A 14699-nucleotide genomic window follows, 5' to 3' on the forward strand; every position below is an offset into this window, starting at 1 on the left:
GTGCGGGGCAGCTTGTTCGCGGTGGGAACCGCGAGGGGGATCAGCGCTTGCCGAAGCCCTTGTAACGGTCCTTGAACTTCTCGACGCGGCCCGCGGAGTCGAGGATGCGCTGCTTGCCCGTGTAGAACGGGTGCGAAGCGCTGGAGATCTCGACGTCGATGACGGGGTAGGTGTTGCCGTCTTCCCACTCGATCGTCTTGTCGCTCTTCGCGGTCGAGCGCGTGAGGAACTTGGTGCCGGACGCGAGGTCGTTGAACACGATCGGCGCGTATTCCGGGTGGATGTCCTTCTTCATATTCTTACCTTTGCTGAATCCGCTCAGGCGCCTGGTATGGGTTCGACCCATCCGCCAGTGCCCGAATTCGTCTGCTGAAAACGCTTCGCGCCGTAGGAACCGGACGCGAACCGACAGTCCAGTCTAACCGACGCACGCTCCCAATGCGATTCGACACCGGTCTCCTAGACTGTGGTCATGAACACTGCCCTCCCCACCCGATCCCGTCTCAGCGCGCAGTTCGACGTGCGCCCCGCCGCTCAGGCACCCGAGCTCATGGCCGCCCCGACGGCCGCGGCACTGCCGACGGTCACCGGTGACGTCGAGGTCTTCGCGATCGATCCCGAGATCGCCGACACCGCGGCCCTCCTCTCAGCGACCGGGCTGGGCCCGGAGACCTCGGCGAACTGCGTCCTCGTCGCCGGTGCCCGCTCGGGCGAGGAGCGGATCGCCGCCTGCCTCGTCCTCGCCGACACTCGAGCCGACGTCAACAAGCGCGTGAAGAAGCTCCTCGACGTCCGCAAGGCCTCGTTCCTGCCGATGGATCGGGCCGTCGGCGAATCCGGGATGGAGTACGGCGGCATCGGCCCGATCGGCCTGCCGGACACCTACCGGATCCTCATCGACTCCCGCGTCGCCGAGGCCGATGAGCTCATCATCGGCTCCGGCATCCGCGGGTCGAAGCTCTTACTCTCCGGTGCGGCACTCGCGTCCCTGCCGGGCGCCGAGGTGATCGAGGGCCTGGCGACCACCATCGCCTGAGAACGGCGCCCGGACTCACCCGGCAGCGCCAGGTCTGGCCCCGCGCCGTCCGCTTCTGCTCAGTCGAGTTCAGTTCAGTCGAGTTCTGCCCGTTCGAGGCCGGCCCGGTCGAGGACGAACTCGATGAGCGGACCGTAGAGGTAGGGGTCGACGTCGTCATCGAGGGGCACGACCGTCTCCATGGCGCCCTGGGCTTCGGCGACGAAGAGCGCCGGATCGTTGCAGTCGGCATAGCCGACGGTGCGCAGACCCCGCGCCGAGGCGGCCCCGGCCCAGCCGTGGTCGGCGACGATGAGGTCGGGCAGCGGCTCGCCCCGGCGGGCGAGGTCGTCGAGCAGTGTCTGCATCGGTTCGGCGAGATGCGTGTGCGGGGTGCCGCCGTGGAGCTGCCAGACCCAGACCCGGTCGATCTCGCGCAGGTCGCCGCCGAGTGCGGGCAGCGGGACCGAGGACGACTGCCGCACGATCACGGCCCCGCGCTCCTCAGCCGCCTCGGCGATGGCCATATGGACAGGCAGGAGGCCTGCGGGGTGGCCGGTGGCGAAGAGGATCCGTCCCCCGGCCCGGGCGACGTCGCCGATGGCGGCCGCGAGTCGTTCGAGGGCGTCGATGCAGCGCTCGGTCGAGATCGTGTCGACCCCGTGGGTGAAGTCCTTCTCCGGGCGTAGGCCCGCGCGCTCGACCATGAGCGCGAAGACGGAGTCGAAGTCCCAGTCCGCGGTGAGGCTCACCCCGAAGTCGAACTGGCGCTCTCCGGCGAGGAAGCGCCGCATGTGGTCGAGGTTGTTGTCCCGCGGTGTCGCCACCTCCCCCGTGATGCGTCCGGTCTCCAGGGCTTGGGCTAGGGTCGTGCGGTCCACTGATCTCCTCATACGGGGCGGCTGTGCTGCCACAGCGCCGGTCTCTCCGCCATCGCCAGTCGGTTCTCGGCAACGGCTCCCACAACTCTATACAGTCCCGCGACCACCCAGCCCCCGCACGCCCGTGAGGACGGGGGCACAGACGGGTGTTCCCGAGGTGTTCACACAGAAGACATATGCCTCGAGCGCTGAGGAGGGCCACCGAGGCCAGTCAACAAGGGACCTCCTCAACCGGGCGGAGTGCGCGTACCCTGGTGGCATGAGCTCAGCGATGCGCGTCATCAGTGATCCGGCGGCTTGGCTCGAGCGCGCCTTCGCCGCTCCCGACGAGGACGTCATCCTCGTCAGCCCTCACCTCGCCCGCAACTTCGGTGAGCGCATCGCCGAGGCGGCCGCAGGCTCCCCGCGGACGTGGGCGGTGGTGACGACGATCGATCCCGTGGCCGTCGCCGGCGGGTATCTCTCGGTCGACGGTCTGCAGCTGCTCGTCGACACCGGAGTCCAGATCCAGCATGTCGACCGCCTGCGCACGCACTGCTTCTTCGTCGGCCGTCGCGCCCTGCTCGGGTCGCCGAACCTCGGTGCCGCTGCCCCCGGTGCGGCCTACCTCGCTGAGGACGAGTCCCAGTCCGGTGAGCTCGCCGTCGAACTCACCGACGACGACCTCGCTGCGGCGTGGCGGGAGATCGCGGCGCTGCGCTCCGTCGTCGTCGATGCCCGCGACCTCATCTGGCTGCGGGAGCAGGCCGGTCGCTGAGCGCGGGGCACGCCCGCTAGACCACCGCTCCGCCGGCACGCTTCGTCACCGTCAGCAGCATCTCCTTGGCGCTCATGCGGATCTCGCGCGGTCCGTCCCCGAGGGTGAGGTCGACGTCGTCGGCGATGAGCCGCGAACCGGTGAGGTCGACGCCGAAATGGGAGAGGTTCCGCTCCCCCGCGTTGTCGAGGACGATCCGGATCCGCTCGGGAGGAGCCGCCGGCAGCCCGAGTGGTTCGGTGATGTCGAGGCCGTGGATGACATCGTGGCTGAGCGCGCCGACGACGCCGCCTCCCGGTGGCCGCCAGTCGGTGTCGATGTTGTTCCGCAGGACAGCGAGCAGCTGCGCATCCGAGAGCGACTCCGTGTCGGCTCTCGCCCTCCGATCGGCGAACCGATCGAACCGGAAGCCGTTGCTCACCACGCCGAAGAGGAACTGGGGCACACTGAGCCGGAAGGGCATCGAGAGGTGAGCGGCGACCTCTCTCACCCGCCACCCCGCGCAGAGCGAGGGCGTCGCCCACTGCTCCTCGGTGAGGCCGGCGAGGAGATCGGTCAGCCGGGTGCGTTCGGCAGTGGTCTCACTGCGGATGAGCTTCTCATTCATGTTCTCAGTCATACTCCTGATACGGATGAGGGGCGCTCGATTCATCGCTCCGGGGAAAGGTTTCTTCCGCTGAATCCATCTGTCCTGGTCACCGGCGTCCCGGCGGCACCGAGCCCGGCTCGAGGCGCAGCGGCAGCCCGAACTCCGCAAACCGGTCACCGGTTCCGAGGAACGTGACGATCTCGGCGATCGCCCCGTCACGGATCTCGGGGACGACGAGCGCGAACGGGTGGAGCACATCACCCTCACGGCGGTACTGCCCGAACCCGGCCGTGCCGTTGATCGGCACCCGCAGGAGACGATCGCCGACGCAGGCATCGGCGGCGGCGAAGACAGCCAGGAACTCCTCACGACTCTCAAGCCGCCACGCGAACGGCGGCATCGACATCCGCAGGTCCTCCCGGAGCACACGTTTGAGCCCGCCGACGTCGTGGGCCTCGAAGGCGGCGACGTAGTCGTCGAGCAGTCGCTGCTGGTCGGGATCGGCGAGGGACTGCTGGGCGAGGGGTTCGGGCGCCGCCGCGGACAGGCGCGCTCGGGCCCGCTGGAGGGCGCTGTTGACGGCGGGCACGCTCGTGTCGAGGATGTCGGCGGTCTCGGCGGCGTCGAAGCCGAGCACCTCCCGCAGGAGGAGGGTCGCGCGCTGGCGCGGCGCCAGACACTGGAGGGCGGCGACGAAGGCGAGCCGCACCGACTGCCGTTGGGCGACGATGTCGGCCGGATCGTCGGCGCAGATCACCGCGGCGTCGGGCATCGGCTCGACGAAGCGATCGGCGGGCAGCGGCTCTCCGAGGTCAGCGGAGTCGGCGCGGGTGCGGGCGGGACCGAGATCGACAGCGAGTTCCCGGCGCGCGGCGCTGCGGGCGAGGTCGATGCAGATGTTCGCAGCGATCCGGTGCATCCACGTCGAGAGCTGCCCCCGGGCGGGATCGAAGCGGTCGAGAGCACCGTGTGCGCGGATGATCGTCTCCTGCACGGCATCGTCGGTGTCGGCGGCACTGCCGAGCATCCGGTAGCAGAATGCGGTGAGCCTGCCCCGCATCGCCTCGAGGTCGTCGACGGTCGGTGTGACGGACGTCATGGCGTCATTGTCGCACGCCCGCTGGCTCACCGTCCCTGCAGGGCGAAGCACGTGACCGCCGAGGCGGCGGCGACGTTGAGGGAGTCGACTCCCCCGCTCATCGGGATCATCACCGTCGAATCGGCCGCGGCGATCGTCGCCCTGGCCAGACCGTCGCCTTCCGTGCCGAAGACGACGGCGGTGCGCTCCGGGGCGGTGGCCGCGAACTCCTGGATCGAGACCGAGTCCTCGTCGAGGGCGAGGGCGGCGACGTGGAAGCCGAGCTCCCGCAGGGTCGCCACCCCGCCCGGCCAGGGGTCGATGCGCGTCCACGGCACTTGGAAGACCGTGCCCATCGACACCCGGATCGACCGGCGGTAGAGGGGGTCGGCGCACCGCGGCGTGACGAGCACGGCATCGACGCCGAAGGCCGCGGCGGAGCGGAAGATCGCGCCGACGTTCGTGTGGTCGACGACGTCCTCGATGACGACGACCCGGCGGGCCTCGGCGAGCAGATCAGCCAGTGCGGGCAGGGCCGGGCGCTCCATCGCCGCGAGTGCCCCGCGGTGGAGGTGGAAGCCGGTGAGCGCCTCGACGGCGGCGTCGGTGCCGATGTGGATCGGGGCGTCATTGCCGGCGATGAGATCGGCGAGGTCGAAGAGCCATTTCGGGCTCGTCAGATACGACCGCGGTGCCATGCCCGCGGCATGGGCCCGGCGGATGATCTTCGAGGATTCGGCGATGAAGAGACCCTCGGCCGGTTCGCGGACGCTGCGCAGGGCGACGTCGGTGAGGTTCGTGTAATCCGACAGCGCCTCACCCGCAGCACCGGTGGCCCGAGCACCCCCGCCGACCTCGGCGGCGTCGAAGAAGTCCAGGCGGCCGGCGGCGATCCCGAGTTCCGCGGCCCGTGCGATGATCTGCTCCCGAGTCAGCGGAGCCTTCGCTGGAGTGTTCACTGCCTGTCCCCCAACTCAGCGCCGCTCACAGCGTGAGGATCCGCACGATCGCGACGATGCCGAGGACGACGATGACCGCCCGCAGCAGACTCGGGGAGAACTTCCGTCCCACCCGGGCCCCGATGTAGCCGCCGATGAGCGAGCCGACTGCCACGCAGACGACCGCCGTCCAGTTGATCCGGTCGTGACCGACGATGATGTACGTCGTCGCCGAGACGGTGTTGACGACGAGGACGAGGACGTTCTTCAGCCCGTTGAGCCGCTGCAGGTCGTCGGTGAGGATGAGCCCGAGCAGCGCGACGAGGATGATCCCCTGCGCCGCGGCGAAGTATCCGCCGTAGATGGCGGTGAGGAAGATGATGATGAGCGCGACCGTGTACTTCGCCGGTCCCAGCCCCGCACCCGAGCCGTCGAGCGCGGTGGGGGCGACGGCCACCTCGGTGGCCTCCCGTCGCAGCGCCCGCTCCTTGAGGTACCGGGAGAGATAGGGCTGGCCGACGACCATGACGAGGGCGAGGACGAGGAGGATCGGCACGATCGTCTCGAACGCGTCCTCGGGCAGGTGGAGGAGCAGATACGCGCCGAGGAGAGACCCGGCCAGGGAGGCCGGAACGAACCCGGCGAACCGCTTCCACTGCCCCTTGAGCTCCTCCCGGTACCCGAACGACGAGGCGATGTTGCCGGGGACGAGGCCCACGGCATTGCTCATCGTCGCGACCACCGGGGGCACCCCGAAGGCGACGAGGACGGGGAACGTGATGAGCGTCCCGGATCCGACGACGGCATTGATCCCCCCGGCGCCGATGCCGGCGAGGATGATGAGTGCGATCTGCCAGATCTCCACGCTGTCAGCCGCGGTTCAGGACTGGGAGCGCGCGTGGAAGCGATCGCCGTCGCGGGTGAGCTTGACGTCGAGGCCGAAGGTCTCCGAGAGGTTGGCCGCCGTGAGCGTCTCATCGAGCGGACCCGCCGCGACCGCCTTCCCGCCGCCGAGAAGGAGCGCGTGGGTGATGCCCACAGGAATCTCCTCGACGTGGTGGGTGACCATGATCGTCGCCGGAGCCCACTTCGAGGAGAGGATCTCCGTGAGCGCGCTCAGCAGCTCCTCGCGGCCGCCGAGGTCGAGGCCGGAGGCAGGTTCGTCGAGGAGGAGGAGTTCGGGGTCGGTCATGAGCGCACGGGCGATCTGGACGCGCTTGCGCTCGCCTTCCGAGAGGGTGCCGAAGGTGCGCTCGGCGAGGTGGGTGATGTTGAAGGCCGCGAGCAGGTCCTTGGCACGGTCGATGTCGGTCTCGTCGTACTGCTCTACCCAGCGACCGGTGACGCCGTAGGCCGCGGTGAGCACGGTGTCGAGGGCGGCTTCGGAGTTCGGGATGCGCCCGGCCAGCGCGGTCGAGGCGTAGCCGATGCGCGGACGCAGCTCGAAGACGTCGACCCGGCCGAGGCGCTCCTCGAGGATGCCGACCTTGCCCGATGTGGGATGCATGCGTCCTGCTGCGAGTTCGAGCAGCGTCGTCTTGCCGGCGCCGTTGGGGCCGAGGACGACCCAATGCTGGCCTTCGGAGACGGTGAGGGAGAAGTCTCGGAGGAGGAAGCTCTCCCCGCGGCGCACGGACACGGAATCCACAGTCAGCACATCACTCATATCACCCAACTCTATCTCAGCGGTGGGTCTATTCTGGTCCGACATGGACTCACTGCTCGACTCGCTGCTGCTCACGCTCGCCCTCAATCACCGCCTCTCGGGGACCCGCGCCCCCGACGAGGTCAGCACTGCCTTCCTCGACGCCGAGCGTGATGTTCCTCTCATCGTCTCCGATGCCGTCCTGGAGACGCCGAGTCCGACCGGTCTCCTCCTCTTCGCCGCGGCCGCGCAGGCGGCTGGGATCACCCATGCCCGCCTCGCCCTCCACCATCCCTCCCTGCCGCACACCACCCCGCCGGTCGCGAAGGAGGACCGTGCGCGGGTCGGTCGCCATCCGGCCCCGATCGTCCTCCACCGGGGAGCCGATCAGGTGGGGATCATGCTGCTCGGCGCCGAGGCGAACGTCGAGGTCATCGCGTGCCGGGAGTCGGTCTATCGTCCCGTCACCGTCGAGACGCCCGCCGAGGCGCTGCGCCGGCTGCGGCTGCTCGTCATGGAGGGCCTGTCGATCGTCGAGTCGATCGACGTGCCCGAGCAGTGGCGGAGCGCGCCGTGGCGGGACTGGCAGGAGGAGCTGACGGCGACGCACCCGCTGACGACGCTCCTGCCGCTCGACGTCGATTCGCGGGCGATCTTCGCCGCCCTCGACATCCACGCGCGGATGCGCACCGTCCTCGCCCCGGCCACGCTCGACCCGCCGGTCTTCGGCGAGCTGCTCGCACGGCTCCACCCTGCCGCCGCGGACTATGTCACTGCGGTGGCTACGATGAGGGGGTGACTGACTCTCCCGTGCTCGCCGCCCCCGTCCAGCTGCTCGTCATGGACGTCGATTCGACGTTCCTCAACGAGGAGGTCATCGACCTCATCGCCGACCATGCCGGAGTCGGCGCCCAGGTCGCCGATATCACCGAGCGGGCGATGGCCGGTCAGCTCGACTTCGCAGCATCCCTGGCGGAGCGCGTCTCCCTGCTCGCGGGTCTTCCCGTCTCCGTCCTCGACGCGGTGCGGGAGCGGGTGACGCTCACCCCCGGAGCCGCCGAGCTCGTCGCCGCCGTGCAGGCCGCCGGCGGAGTCGTCGCCCTCGTCTCCGGCGGCTTCTCCGCCGTCATCGCCCCGCTCGCTCAGTCCCTCGGCATCACCGAGGTCCACGCGAACGGTCTCGAGGTCAGTGGGGGTCGTCTCACGGGACGCACGCAGGGTCCCGTCATCGACCCGGGGGCCAAGGAGCGGATCTTCACCGAACTCGTCGGCCGATACGACTGCGACCCCGAGCGGACCGTGGCGATCGGTGACGGTGCCAATGACATCGGCATGATCGGCGCGGCCGGGCTCGGGGTCGCATTCTGTGCGAAGCCGGCGCTGAGAGCGGCGGCGGACGTCGCGATCGACACCCGCGATCTCGCCGAGGCGGTCAGATTCCTCGGAACGACATGATCTCGGGGACGGGATAGGCTCCCGGTTCGACATCCCACGACGGCAGGTCGAAGACCGCGAGCGACGAGGGACGGAACGACTCCGGGACTCCGGCGTCGGCGGAGAGGTGACCGACCACCTCGGCGACGGTGGGCTGATGGCCGACGATGTACGCACACGTCGCAGCCGCCGGGATCGATCGGATCGCGTCCATCCAGTCCTCGACTCCCCCACCGTAGAGGGACTCGTCGAGGACGAGTTCGAGGTCGCCGCCGGTCACCCGGTTGACGGCCTCGACGACGGCCTGCCCGGTCTGCGTGGTGCGCCGGGCCGCCGAGGCGATGGCCACCTCAGGTGACCAGCGCTCGGCGATCTCGGCCCCCGCCTCGACGGCTTGGGCCAGACCGGTCGCGCTCAGGGAGCGCTCGAAGTCGGTCGGACCGTTCGGTTCGGCCTTCGCGTGCCGGGCGAGGATGAGGACGGGCATGGTCTCAGGCGCCGGTCGAGTGGAATCCGCCGTCGACGTGGACCATCTCGCCGGTCGTCGCGGGGAACCAGTCGGAGACGAGGGCGACGATGGCCTTGCCGGCCGGCGTCGTGTCCTTCTGGTCCCAGCCGAGCGGGGCGCGCTCGCCCCACATGTCCTCGAGCGTCCCGAAGCCGGGGATCGAGGTCGCCGCCGTCGTCTTCAGCGGTCCCGCGGAGACGAGGTTGACGCGGATGCCCTTGTCGCCGACGTACTTCGCGAGGTAGCGGGCGGTCGACTCGAAGGCGGCCTTGGCCACGCCCATCCAGTCGTAGACCGGCCAGGAGATCGTCGCATCGAAGGTCAGGCCGACGATGCCCGCGCCCGGGTTGAGCACCGGGAGGGCGGCGACGGTGATCGCCTTGAGCGAGTAGGCCGAGACCTGGATGGCGGCCTGCACCGACTCCCACGGGGTGTCGAGGAAGACGCCGCCGAGGGCGTCCTTCGGGGCGAAGGCGATCGCGTGGACGATGCCGTCGATGTTGCCCTCGAGGCGCTCGGGCAGAGCGGCGAGGTCCTCTTCGCTGGTGGCGTCGAGTTCGATGACGCGCGGGGTCACGGGCAGGCGCTCGGCGATGACCTGGGTGATCTTCATCTGGCGGCCGAAGCTCGAGAGGATGACCTCGGCTCCCTGCTCCTGGGCGATGCGGGCGGCGGCGAAGGCGATCGACGCCTCGGTGAGCACACCGGTGACGAGGATGCGCTTTCCGTCAAGAATTCCCATGGTGGTCCTTTCTCAGTCTGTTCTCTGGTGTCAGTGCAGCGCTGGGCTGCTCAGTGTCCGGGGTCAGGGGCTGTTGTCAGTGTCCCATGCCGAGGCCGCCGTCGACGGGGATGACGGCTCCGGAGATGTAGGAGGCGTCGTCGGAGGCGACCCAGCGGACGACGCGGGCGACCTCATCGGCTTCGGCGAAGCGCTTGGCGGGAATCGTCGCGAGGTAGTCCTTCTGCTGCTTCTCGTCGAGCTCATCGGTCATGTCGGTGCGGATGAAGCCCGGGGCGACGACGTTGGCGGTGATGCCGCGGGAGCCGAGCTCGCGGGTGATCGAGCGGGCGAAGCCGACGAGTCCGGCCTTCGACGCCGAGTAGTTCGCCTGGCCGGGGACGCCGTAGAGGCCGGAGACCGAGGAGATGAGGACGATGCGGCCCTTCTTCGCGCGGATCATGTTGGTGATCGCGCGCTTCACGGTGCGGTAGGCGCCGGTGAGGTTCGTGTCGATGACCGCTGCGAAGTCGTCGTCGTCCATGCGCATGAGCAGGTTGTCGCGGGTGATGCCGGCGTTGGCGACGACCACCTCGACGGGTCCGAGCTTCTCTTCGACCTCGCTGAACGCGGCGTCGAGGGATGCGGAGTCGGTGACATCGGCGGCGACGGCCAGGGCGCCGTCGGGGGCATCTCCGTTGCGGGAGGTCACGGCCACCTTGTCGCCGTTGGCGAGGAACTCCTCGGCGATGGTGCGGCCGATTCCGCGGTTGCCTCCGGTGACGAGGACTACACGTGGTTCTGACACGGGACTCTCTTCTGTTGGAACGACAGTACGGAGACCAACCTACCGTGTTTGGTGCGGCCTCGACATGCTCCCACAAACGAAGCGTATGATTTTGTAGGTAGACCCGAGTGAAGAAGGTTATGGCCAAGCACCCGCAGCAGATCACCACAGCAGACACTGCGCTCGACGACGATATGAAGTCGAGGATCATCAAGTATTCGATCACCATGGGGATCCGCACTCTCTGCTTCGTGGCGGCCTATTTCGCGTTCGTCGCCTCGCAGCACGTCCTCATGTGGATCTGCGTCGCCGGCGCCGTGCTCCTGCCCTATCCGGCTGTCATCTTCGCCAACGCCGGACGGGAGCGCTCCCGCGACGACCGCTCGGCCCTCATCGACTCCGCTCCCCTCGACCAGCTGCCGCCCGGCCGGGGCGAGACGATCAGCGGCGACACCCTCGGCGGGGAACCCGGCGATGCGACCGCGAAGGACTCCGGGACCGGGCGCACGCCGCGGGGCGAGACGATCCCCGGGGAGACCGTCGATCCCGAGACCGACACTCCGGGAACCGGCGGTGCCGGGACCGACCCGGGCACCGCCTCGGCGGGTCCGTCTGCGCAGCGATCCCCGCGGACGTCGTCCCCGCGGATGACCGAGAGCGAGCATCACTTCACCGCCGACAGCAACGGCGAGATCGTCGAGGACGACGAGGAGAGCGCGGGTGGCCGACGGTGACCGAGGCACTGCGGTGCTCGGCCAAGGGATGCCGAGCCGATGCGACACGGGCGATCCTGTGGAACAATCCCCGCCTGCACACGCCTGTCAGGCGCAAGGTGTGGCTCGCCTGTGACGAGCACCTCGACCAGCTGCGGGAGTTCCTCACCCTGCGCAGCTTCTATCGCACCGATGTTTCCGTCGACGAGATCCCGGAGGACGCCGGCTGATGGCCCGTTACTCATTCCTCTTCAGTGCCCGGTGGCTCAAATACATCGCGATGACGATCATCGTCGTCATCGCGTGCGTGTTCCTCGCCCTGTGGCAGAAGGACCGCCGCGCCGAACGCCAGGCGGAGATCGACACGATCAACGCCAACTACTCGGCGGCTCCCGTCGACATCTCCGCGGTGCTCCCGTCGACCTCGGCGACGCTGCCGGAATCCGCGGAATGGACGCCGGTGTCGCTGACCGGTCGCTTCGAGACCGCGGACACCGTGCTCGCCCGCAACCGCACCGTCAATGACAAGGTCGGCTTCTACGTCGTCGTCCCGTTCACCCTGACCAGCGGAGAGACGATCGCGATCGTGCGCGGATGGGTGCCCGAATCGACCGCGGTGCCCGACGCCCCGGCCGGTGAGCAGACGATCACCGCACGGCTGAAGATCGCCCAGGACGGCTCCGACGATGACAACCCCGAGGGCATGATCAAGGCGATCGACCCGGCCCGGATCCCCGGCATGGACGCGGCGTACGCCAATGTCTACGCCGAGGAGGTGACGACGGGGGCGACGCAGGCCGAGGGTCTGACTCCCCTCCCGGCGCCCGACCTCAACCCCGGCAACCACCTGTCCTACATGCTCCAGTGGTTCGCGTTCGGGATCATGATCATCATCGCCGTGTCGATCTCGGCCCGGCGGGAACGGAAGGCGACCGCCGAGGCGCTGGCCACTGCGACGAGCGACACCGAGTACGTCGTCGTCGACAAGGCGGCCCTCGACGCCGGGGCCAAGGTCAGCCAACCGGGCAGCCGGTACGGTCGCAGCCGCTTCGTCAGTCCCACCGTGCGCGGTCGGGACGAAGCCGAGGAGGACGAGCTCCTCGAGGAGCGCTTCCGCCCGAGGTGAGCCCTGTGCGCAGCTCCAAGTCAGCGGCTCAGCGGCTCAGGGACGCAGCGGCTCAGGCCAGGGTGACGAGGTCGAGGTAGGTCTCGTTCCACAGGTCCTCGTCGCCGTCGGGCAGGAGCAGGACCCGGTCGGGATCGAGTGCGGACACCGCACCCTCATCGTGGGTGACGAGGATGATCGCTCCCTCGTAGCGGCGGATCGCCGAGAGGATCTCCTCCCGCGAGGCCGGGTCGAGGTTGTTCGTCGGCTCGTCGAGGAGGAGGACGTTGGCGCTCGAGACGACGAGGGTCGCCAGGGCCAGACGCGTCTTCTCACCGCCGGAGAGGACCCCGGCGGGTTTGTGGACGTCGTCACCGGAGAAGAGGAACGAGCCGAGCACGTTGCGCACCGCGGTGTCGTCGAGGTGCGGAGAATTGCGCTGCATGTTCTCGAGCACGCTGCGGTCGAGATCGAGCGTCTCATGCTCCTGCGCGTAGTAGCCGAGCTTGAGACCGTGACCGGCGATGACCTCACCGGAATCGGGTTCGTCGAGTCCGGCGAGCAGGCGCAGCAGAGTCGTCTTGCCGGCGCCGTTGTAGCCGAGGATGACGACGCGTGAGCCCTTGTCGATCGCCAGGTCGACACCGGTGAAGACCTCCGTCGACCCGAAGCTGCGGGAGAGGCCCTCGGCGGTCAGCGGCACCCGGCCGACGTCCGCGGGCGCCGGGAAGCGGAGATTCGCGACCTTGTCGGCGCTGCGTTCCTCATCGAGGCCGGCGAGCATGCGTTCGGCGCGTTTGACCATCTGCTGGGCGGCGACGGTCTTCGTCGCCTTCGCCATCATCTTGTTCGCCTGCGCCGTCAGCGCCGCGGCCTTCTTCTCCGCGTTCGCACGTTCGCGCCGGCGTCGGCGTTCGTCGTCCTCGCGCTGCTTGAGGTAGAGGCGGTAGCCCATCGAGTAGATGTCGATGGTCTGCCGGGTGGCGTCGAGGAAGAAGACCTTGTTGACGACTTCATCGATGAGGTCGAGGTCGTGGCTGATGACGATGAGTCCGCCGGAGTACGCCTTGAGGTAGTCGCGCAGCCAGAGCACGGATTCGGCGTCGAGGTGGTTCGTCGGCTCGTCGAGGATCATCGTGTCCGGAGCGGAGAAGAGGATCCGGGCGAGTTCGACGCGGCGACGCTGACCGCCGGAGAGGGTGCCGATCTCCTGGTTGACGAGGTCCTCGTCGAGGCCGAGGTTCGCGGCGATCGCGTACGCCTCGGATTCCGCAGCGTATCCGCCGGCGGCGACGAACTCGGCTTCGATGCGCGGGTAGCGGTCGATGGCCTTCGCCGCGACGTTCTCGTCGGGCGAGGCCATCTGACGTTCGGCCTTGCGCAGGCGCTTGACGAGCACGTCGAGGTCGCGGGCGCCGAGGATGCGCTCCTTCGCCGTCGCCTCGAGGTCGCCGCTGCGCGGGTCCTGCGGCAGATAGCCGACGGACCCGGAGATCGAGACGTTGCCCGAGGTGGCGGGGTGGCCGCCCATGATCACCTTCGTCAGCGTCGTCTTCCCGGCGCCGTTGCGTCCGACGAGCCCGACGCGGTCGCCCTTGTCGACGCGGAAGGACACGTCGGACATCAAGGTGCGGGCGCCGACGGCGACTTCGAGGCCGGAGGCCTGGATCATTCTCTCTCCAAACTGCGGCCGATGAGGTCGGCCAGGTATTCCTGTGGGTGGACTCCCTGGGCGCGGGCCCGGGAGACGAGTTCGTCGGCGATGGTGCGGGCCACGCGCGTGGAGACGACGGTGGTGTCCCCGGTGTCCCCGCCGGGCGCGGGAGCTTCGGCGAACGCCGATGCCTCTGGCTCGACCTGGGCGTTCGCCGGCGATTCCGTGCCGGCTTCGACGCTCACGGACGTCCCCGCGGGGACGTAGCCGGGTCCCTCGGGCACCGCTGTGCCCTTCTGGTAGGCGGTGGCGACGGCCCGGGCGCGCTCGTCGGCGGCTTCGTTCATCGCGTGGTTGTTGTGGCCCTTGACCCATTCGAATTCGACGTCGCGTCCGGTCAGCGCCTGATCGAGGGATTCGAGGAGGTCGCGGTTGAGGACCTCCTTGCCGTCGGCCTTCTTCCAGCCCTTGCGCTTCCAACCCGGCATCCACTTCGTCAGGGCGTTGATGACGTACTGGGAGTCGCAGAAGATCTTGAGGTCCTCGTCGACGTCGGCGGTCGATTCGAGGAGGTCGAGGACGGCCATGAGCTCACCGCGGTTGTTCGTCGCGTTCTTCCAGCCCCCGGCGTGCCAGCAGTCGTCGTCGATGTACCAGGCCCACCCAGCCGGTCCGGGGTTGCCGAGCGCAGACCCGTCTGCGGCAGCGATGATCGTCAATGGTTCTCCTCTGGACGTCGGGTCCGGTCGTCAATGGGCCCGCACCATTGTTTCACGGTCGCAGGCACCCGCCGAACGCGACCTCGCCGAGGCGGCGCATCGGCCACCTCGGCGAGGGAGGTGCGGACGGACGTCCGCGTGACGAGTTCGGGTGC

At 69.0% G+C, this 14699-nt stretch carries 19 protein-coding genes; 7 read left to right on the forward strand and 12 right to left on the reverse strand.

Features of this window, described 5'->3' with window-relative positions:
- Positions 1-40: 40 nt before the first annotated feature.
- Positions 41-295, reverse strand: a complete 255-nt coding sequence (locus ABD154_RS05280; RefSeq protein WP_009375892.1) for a type B 50S ribosomal protein L31 — start codon at positions 293-295, stop codon at positions 41-43.
- A 177-nt stretch (positions 296-472) separates the two neighbouring features.
- On the opposite strand from ABD154_RS05280, the gene ABD154_RS05285 reads away from it, so the two are divergent.
- Positions 473-1036, forward strand: a complete 564-nt coding sequence (locus tag ABD154_RS05285; RefSeq protein WP_211979207.1) for a YbaK/EbsC family protein — start codon at positions 473-475, stop codon at positions 1034-1036.
- A gap of 74 nt (positions 1037-1110) precedes the next feature.
- On the opposite strand, the gene ABD154_RS05290 is transcribed toward ABD154_RS05285, so the two are convergent.
- Positions 1111-1896, reverse strand: a complete 786-nt coding sequence (locus tag ABD154_RS05290) for a phosphatase (RefSeq protein WP_249121063.1) — start codon at positions 1894-1896, stop codon at positions 1111-1113.
- Positions 1897-2155: 259 nt separating this feature from the next.
- Between ABD154_RS05290 and ABD154_RS05295 the strand changes: the two genes are divergently transcribed.
- On the forward strand, positions 2156-2653 hold the full coding sequence (locus ABD154_RS05295) for a hypothetical protein (RefSeq protein WP_211979205.1): 498 nt from the start codon (positions 2156-2158) through the stop codon (positions 2651-2653).
- A gap of 16 nt (positions 2654-2669) precedes the next feature.
- Here the strand turns inward: ABD154_RS05295 and ABD154_RS05300 are convergent, their stop codons facing one another.
- From ABD154_RS05300 to ABD154_RS05320, 5 genes are all read right to left on the reverse strand, one after another.
- Positions 2670-3272 carry a maleylpyruvate isomerase family mycothiol-dependent enzyme gene (locus tag ABD154_RS05300; protein WP_249121062.1) on the reverse strand — a complete coding sequence of 201 codons (603 nt, stop codon included), beginning with the start codon at positions 3270-3272 and terminating at the stop codon, positions 2670-2672.
- 76 nt (positions 3273-3348) lie between these two features.
- On the reverse strand, positions 3349-4392 hold the full coding sequence (locus tag ABD154_RS05305) for an RNA polymerase subunit sigma-70 (protein ID WP_344250493.1): 1044 nt from the start codon (positions 4390-4392) through the stop codon (positions 3349-3351).
- Positions 4368-5279: a TrmH family RNA methyltransferase gene (locus ABD154_RS05310; RefSeq protein ID WP_211979204.1), complete on the reverse strand. Its 912-nt coding sequence runs from the start codon at positions 5277-5279 to the stop codon at positions 4368-4370. The genes ABD154_RS05305 and ABD154_RS05310 overlap by 25 nt, the downstream gene beginning before the upstream one ends.
- 25 nt (positions 5280-5304) lie before the next feature.
- A complete protein-coding gene (locus tag ABD154_RS05315) occupies positions 5305-6123 on the reverse strand; it encodes a sulfite exporter TauE/SafE family protein (RefSeq protein WP_211979203.1) in 819 nt (272 codons plus the stop codon).
- Between the two features lie 15 nt (positions 6124-6138).
- Positions 6139-6924 carry an ABC transporter ATP-binding protein gene (locus tag ABD154_RS05320; RefSeq protein WP_198498818.1) on the reverse strand — a complete coding sequence of 262 codons (786 nt, stop codon included), beginning with the start codon at positions 6922-6924 and terminating at the stop codon, positions 6139-6141.
- Positions 6925-6967: 43 nt separating this feature from the next.
- Here ABD154_RS05320 and ABD154_RS05325 point away from each other — a divergent pair, with 43 nt between their 5' ends.
- Complete coding sequence (locus tag ABD154_RS05325) at positions 6968-7702, forward strand: hypothetical protein (RefSeq protein WP_344250498.1); 735 nt, start codon at positions 6968-6970, stop codon at positions 7700-7702.
- Positions 7699-8358, forward strand: coding sequence for a phosphoserine phosphatase SerB (gene serB, locus ABD154_RS05330; protein ID WP_249121059.1), 660 nt, complete (start codon positions 7699-7701; stop codon positions 8356-8358). The genes ABD154_RS05325 and serB overlap by 4 nt, the downstream gene beginning before the upstream one ends.
- Here serB and ABD154_RS05335 read toward each other — a convergent pair.
- The 3 genes from ABD154_RS05335 to ABD154_RS05345 form a co-directional block, all read right to left on the reverse strand.
- Complete coding sequence (locus ABD154_RS05335; RefSeq protein ID WP_211979201.1) at positions 8336-8824, reverse strand: SixA phosphatase family protein; 489 nt, start codon at positions 8822-8824, stop codon at positions 8336-8338. The genes serB and ABD154_RS05335 overlap by 23 nt on opposite strands.
- A 4-nt stretch (positions 8825-8828) precedes the next feature.
- On the reverse strand, positions 8829-9587 hold the full coding sequence (fabI, locus tag ABD154_RS05340; protein WP_137824033.1) for an enoyl-ACP reductase FabI: 759 nt from the start codon (positions 9585-9587) through the stop codon (positions 8829-8831).
- A gap of 76 nt (positions 9588-9663) precedes the next feature.
- Entirely contained in the window at positions 9664-10374 is a 711-nt protein-coding gene (locus tag ABD154_RS05345; protein ID WP_198498821.1) for a beta-ketoacyl-ACP reductase, read from the reverse strand.
- Between the two features lie 119 nt (positions 10375-10493).
- Between ABD154_RS05345 and ABD154_RS05350 the strand changes: the two genes are divergently transcribed.
- From ABD154_RS05350 to ABD154_RS05360, 3 genes are read left to right on the forward strand one after another with little or no spacing between them, the layout of a single operon-like run.
- A complete protein-coding gene (locus tag ABD154_RS05350) occupies positions 10494-11087 on the forward strand; it encodes a DUF3099 domain-containing protein (protein ID WP_211979200.1) in 594 nt (197 codons plus the stop codon).
- The gene (locus tag ABD154_RS05355; protein WP_137824030.1) at positions 11084-11296 is read left to right on the forward strand and encodes a hypothetical protein; all 213 of its coding nucleotides are present in this window, start codon (positions 11084-11086) and stop codon (positions 11294-11296) included. The genes ABD154_RS05350 and ABD154_RS05355 overlap by 4 nt, the downstream gene beginning before the upstream one ends.
- The gene (locus ABD154_RS05360; RefSeq protein WP_211979199.1) at positions 11296-12192 is read left to right on the forward strand and encodes an SURF1 family cytochrome oxidase biogenesis protein; all 897 of its coding nucleotides are present in this window, start codon (positions 11296-11298) and stop codon (positions 12190-12192) included. The genes ABD154_RS05355 and ABD154_RS05360 overlap by 1 nt, the downstream gene beginning before the upstream one ends.
- A 52-nt stretch (positions 12193-12244) precedes the next feature.
- On the opposite strand, the gene abc-f is transcribed toward ABD154_RS05360, so the two are convergent.
- Together abc-f and ABD154_RS17945 are read right to left on the reverse strand one after the other, a co-directional pair.
- Entirely contained in the window at positions 12245-13843 is a 1599-nt protein-coding gene (gene abc-f / locus ABD154_RS05365) for a ribosomal protection-like ABC-F family protein (RefSeq protein ID WP_211979198.1), read from the reverse strand.
- Entirely contained in the window at positions 13840-14544 is a 705-nt protein-coding gene (locus ABD154_RS17945) for a ribonuclease H family protein (RefSeq protein ID WP_211979197.1), read from the reverse strand. The genes abc-f and ABD154_RS17945 overlap by 4 nt, the downstream gene beginning before the upstream one ends.
- Between the last annotated feature and the right edge of the window lie 155 nt (positions 14545-14699).

The organism is Brevibacterium sanguinis, assembly GCF_039528855.1.
Classification (GTDB): Bacteria; Actinomycetota; Actinomycetes; order Actinomycetales; family Brevibacteriaceae; genus Brevibacterium; species Brevibacterium sanguinis.

Bases quoted from the DNA above. Each gene is read 5' to 3' on its own strand.
- ABD154_RS05335 (WP_211979201.1), bottom strand. From the start codon at position 8,824: ATGCCCGTCCTCATCCTCGCCCGGCACGCGAAGGCCGAACCGAACGGT.
- abc-f (WP_211979198.1), bottom strand. From the start codon at position 13,843: ATGATCCAGGCCTCCGGCCTCGAAGTCGCCGTCGGCGCCCGCACCTTG.
- ABD154_RS05350 (WP_211979200.1), top strand. From the start codon at position 10,494: ATGGCCAAGCACCCGCAGCAGATCACCACAGCAGACACTGCGCTCGAC.
- ABD154_RS05285 (WP_211979207.1), top strand. From the start codon at position 473: ATGAACACTGCCCTCCCCACCCGATCCCGTCTCAGCGCGCAGTTCGAC.
- ABD154_RS05295 (WP_211979205.1), top strand. From the start codon at position 2,156: ATGAGCTCAGCGATGCGCGTCATCAGTGATCCGGCGGCTTGGCTCGAG.
- ABD154_RS05320 (WP_198498818.1), bottom strand. From the start codon at position 6,924: ATGAGTGATGTGCTGACTGTGGATTCCGTGTCCGTGCGCCGCGGGGAG.
- ABD154_RS05325 (WP_344250498.1), top strand. From the start codon at position 6,968: ATGGACTCACTGCTCGACTCGCTGCTGCTCACGCTCGCCCTCAATCAC.
- ABD154_RS05360 (WP_211979199.1), top strand. From the start codon at position 11,296: ATGGCCCGTTACTCATTCCTCTTCAGTGCCCGGTGGCTCAAATACATC.
- fabI (WP_137824033.1), bottom strand. From the start codon at position 9,587: ATGGGAATTCTTGACGGAAAGCGCATCCTCGTCACCGGTGTGCTCACC.
- ABD154_RS05280 (WP_009375892.1), bottom strand. From the start codon at position 295: ATGAAGAAGGACATCCACCCGGAATACGCGCCGATCGTGTTCAACGAC.
- ABD154_RS05300 (WP_249121062.1), bottom strand. From the start codon at position 3,272: ATGACTGAGAACATGAATGAGAAGCTCATCCGCAGTGAGACCACTGCC.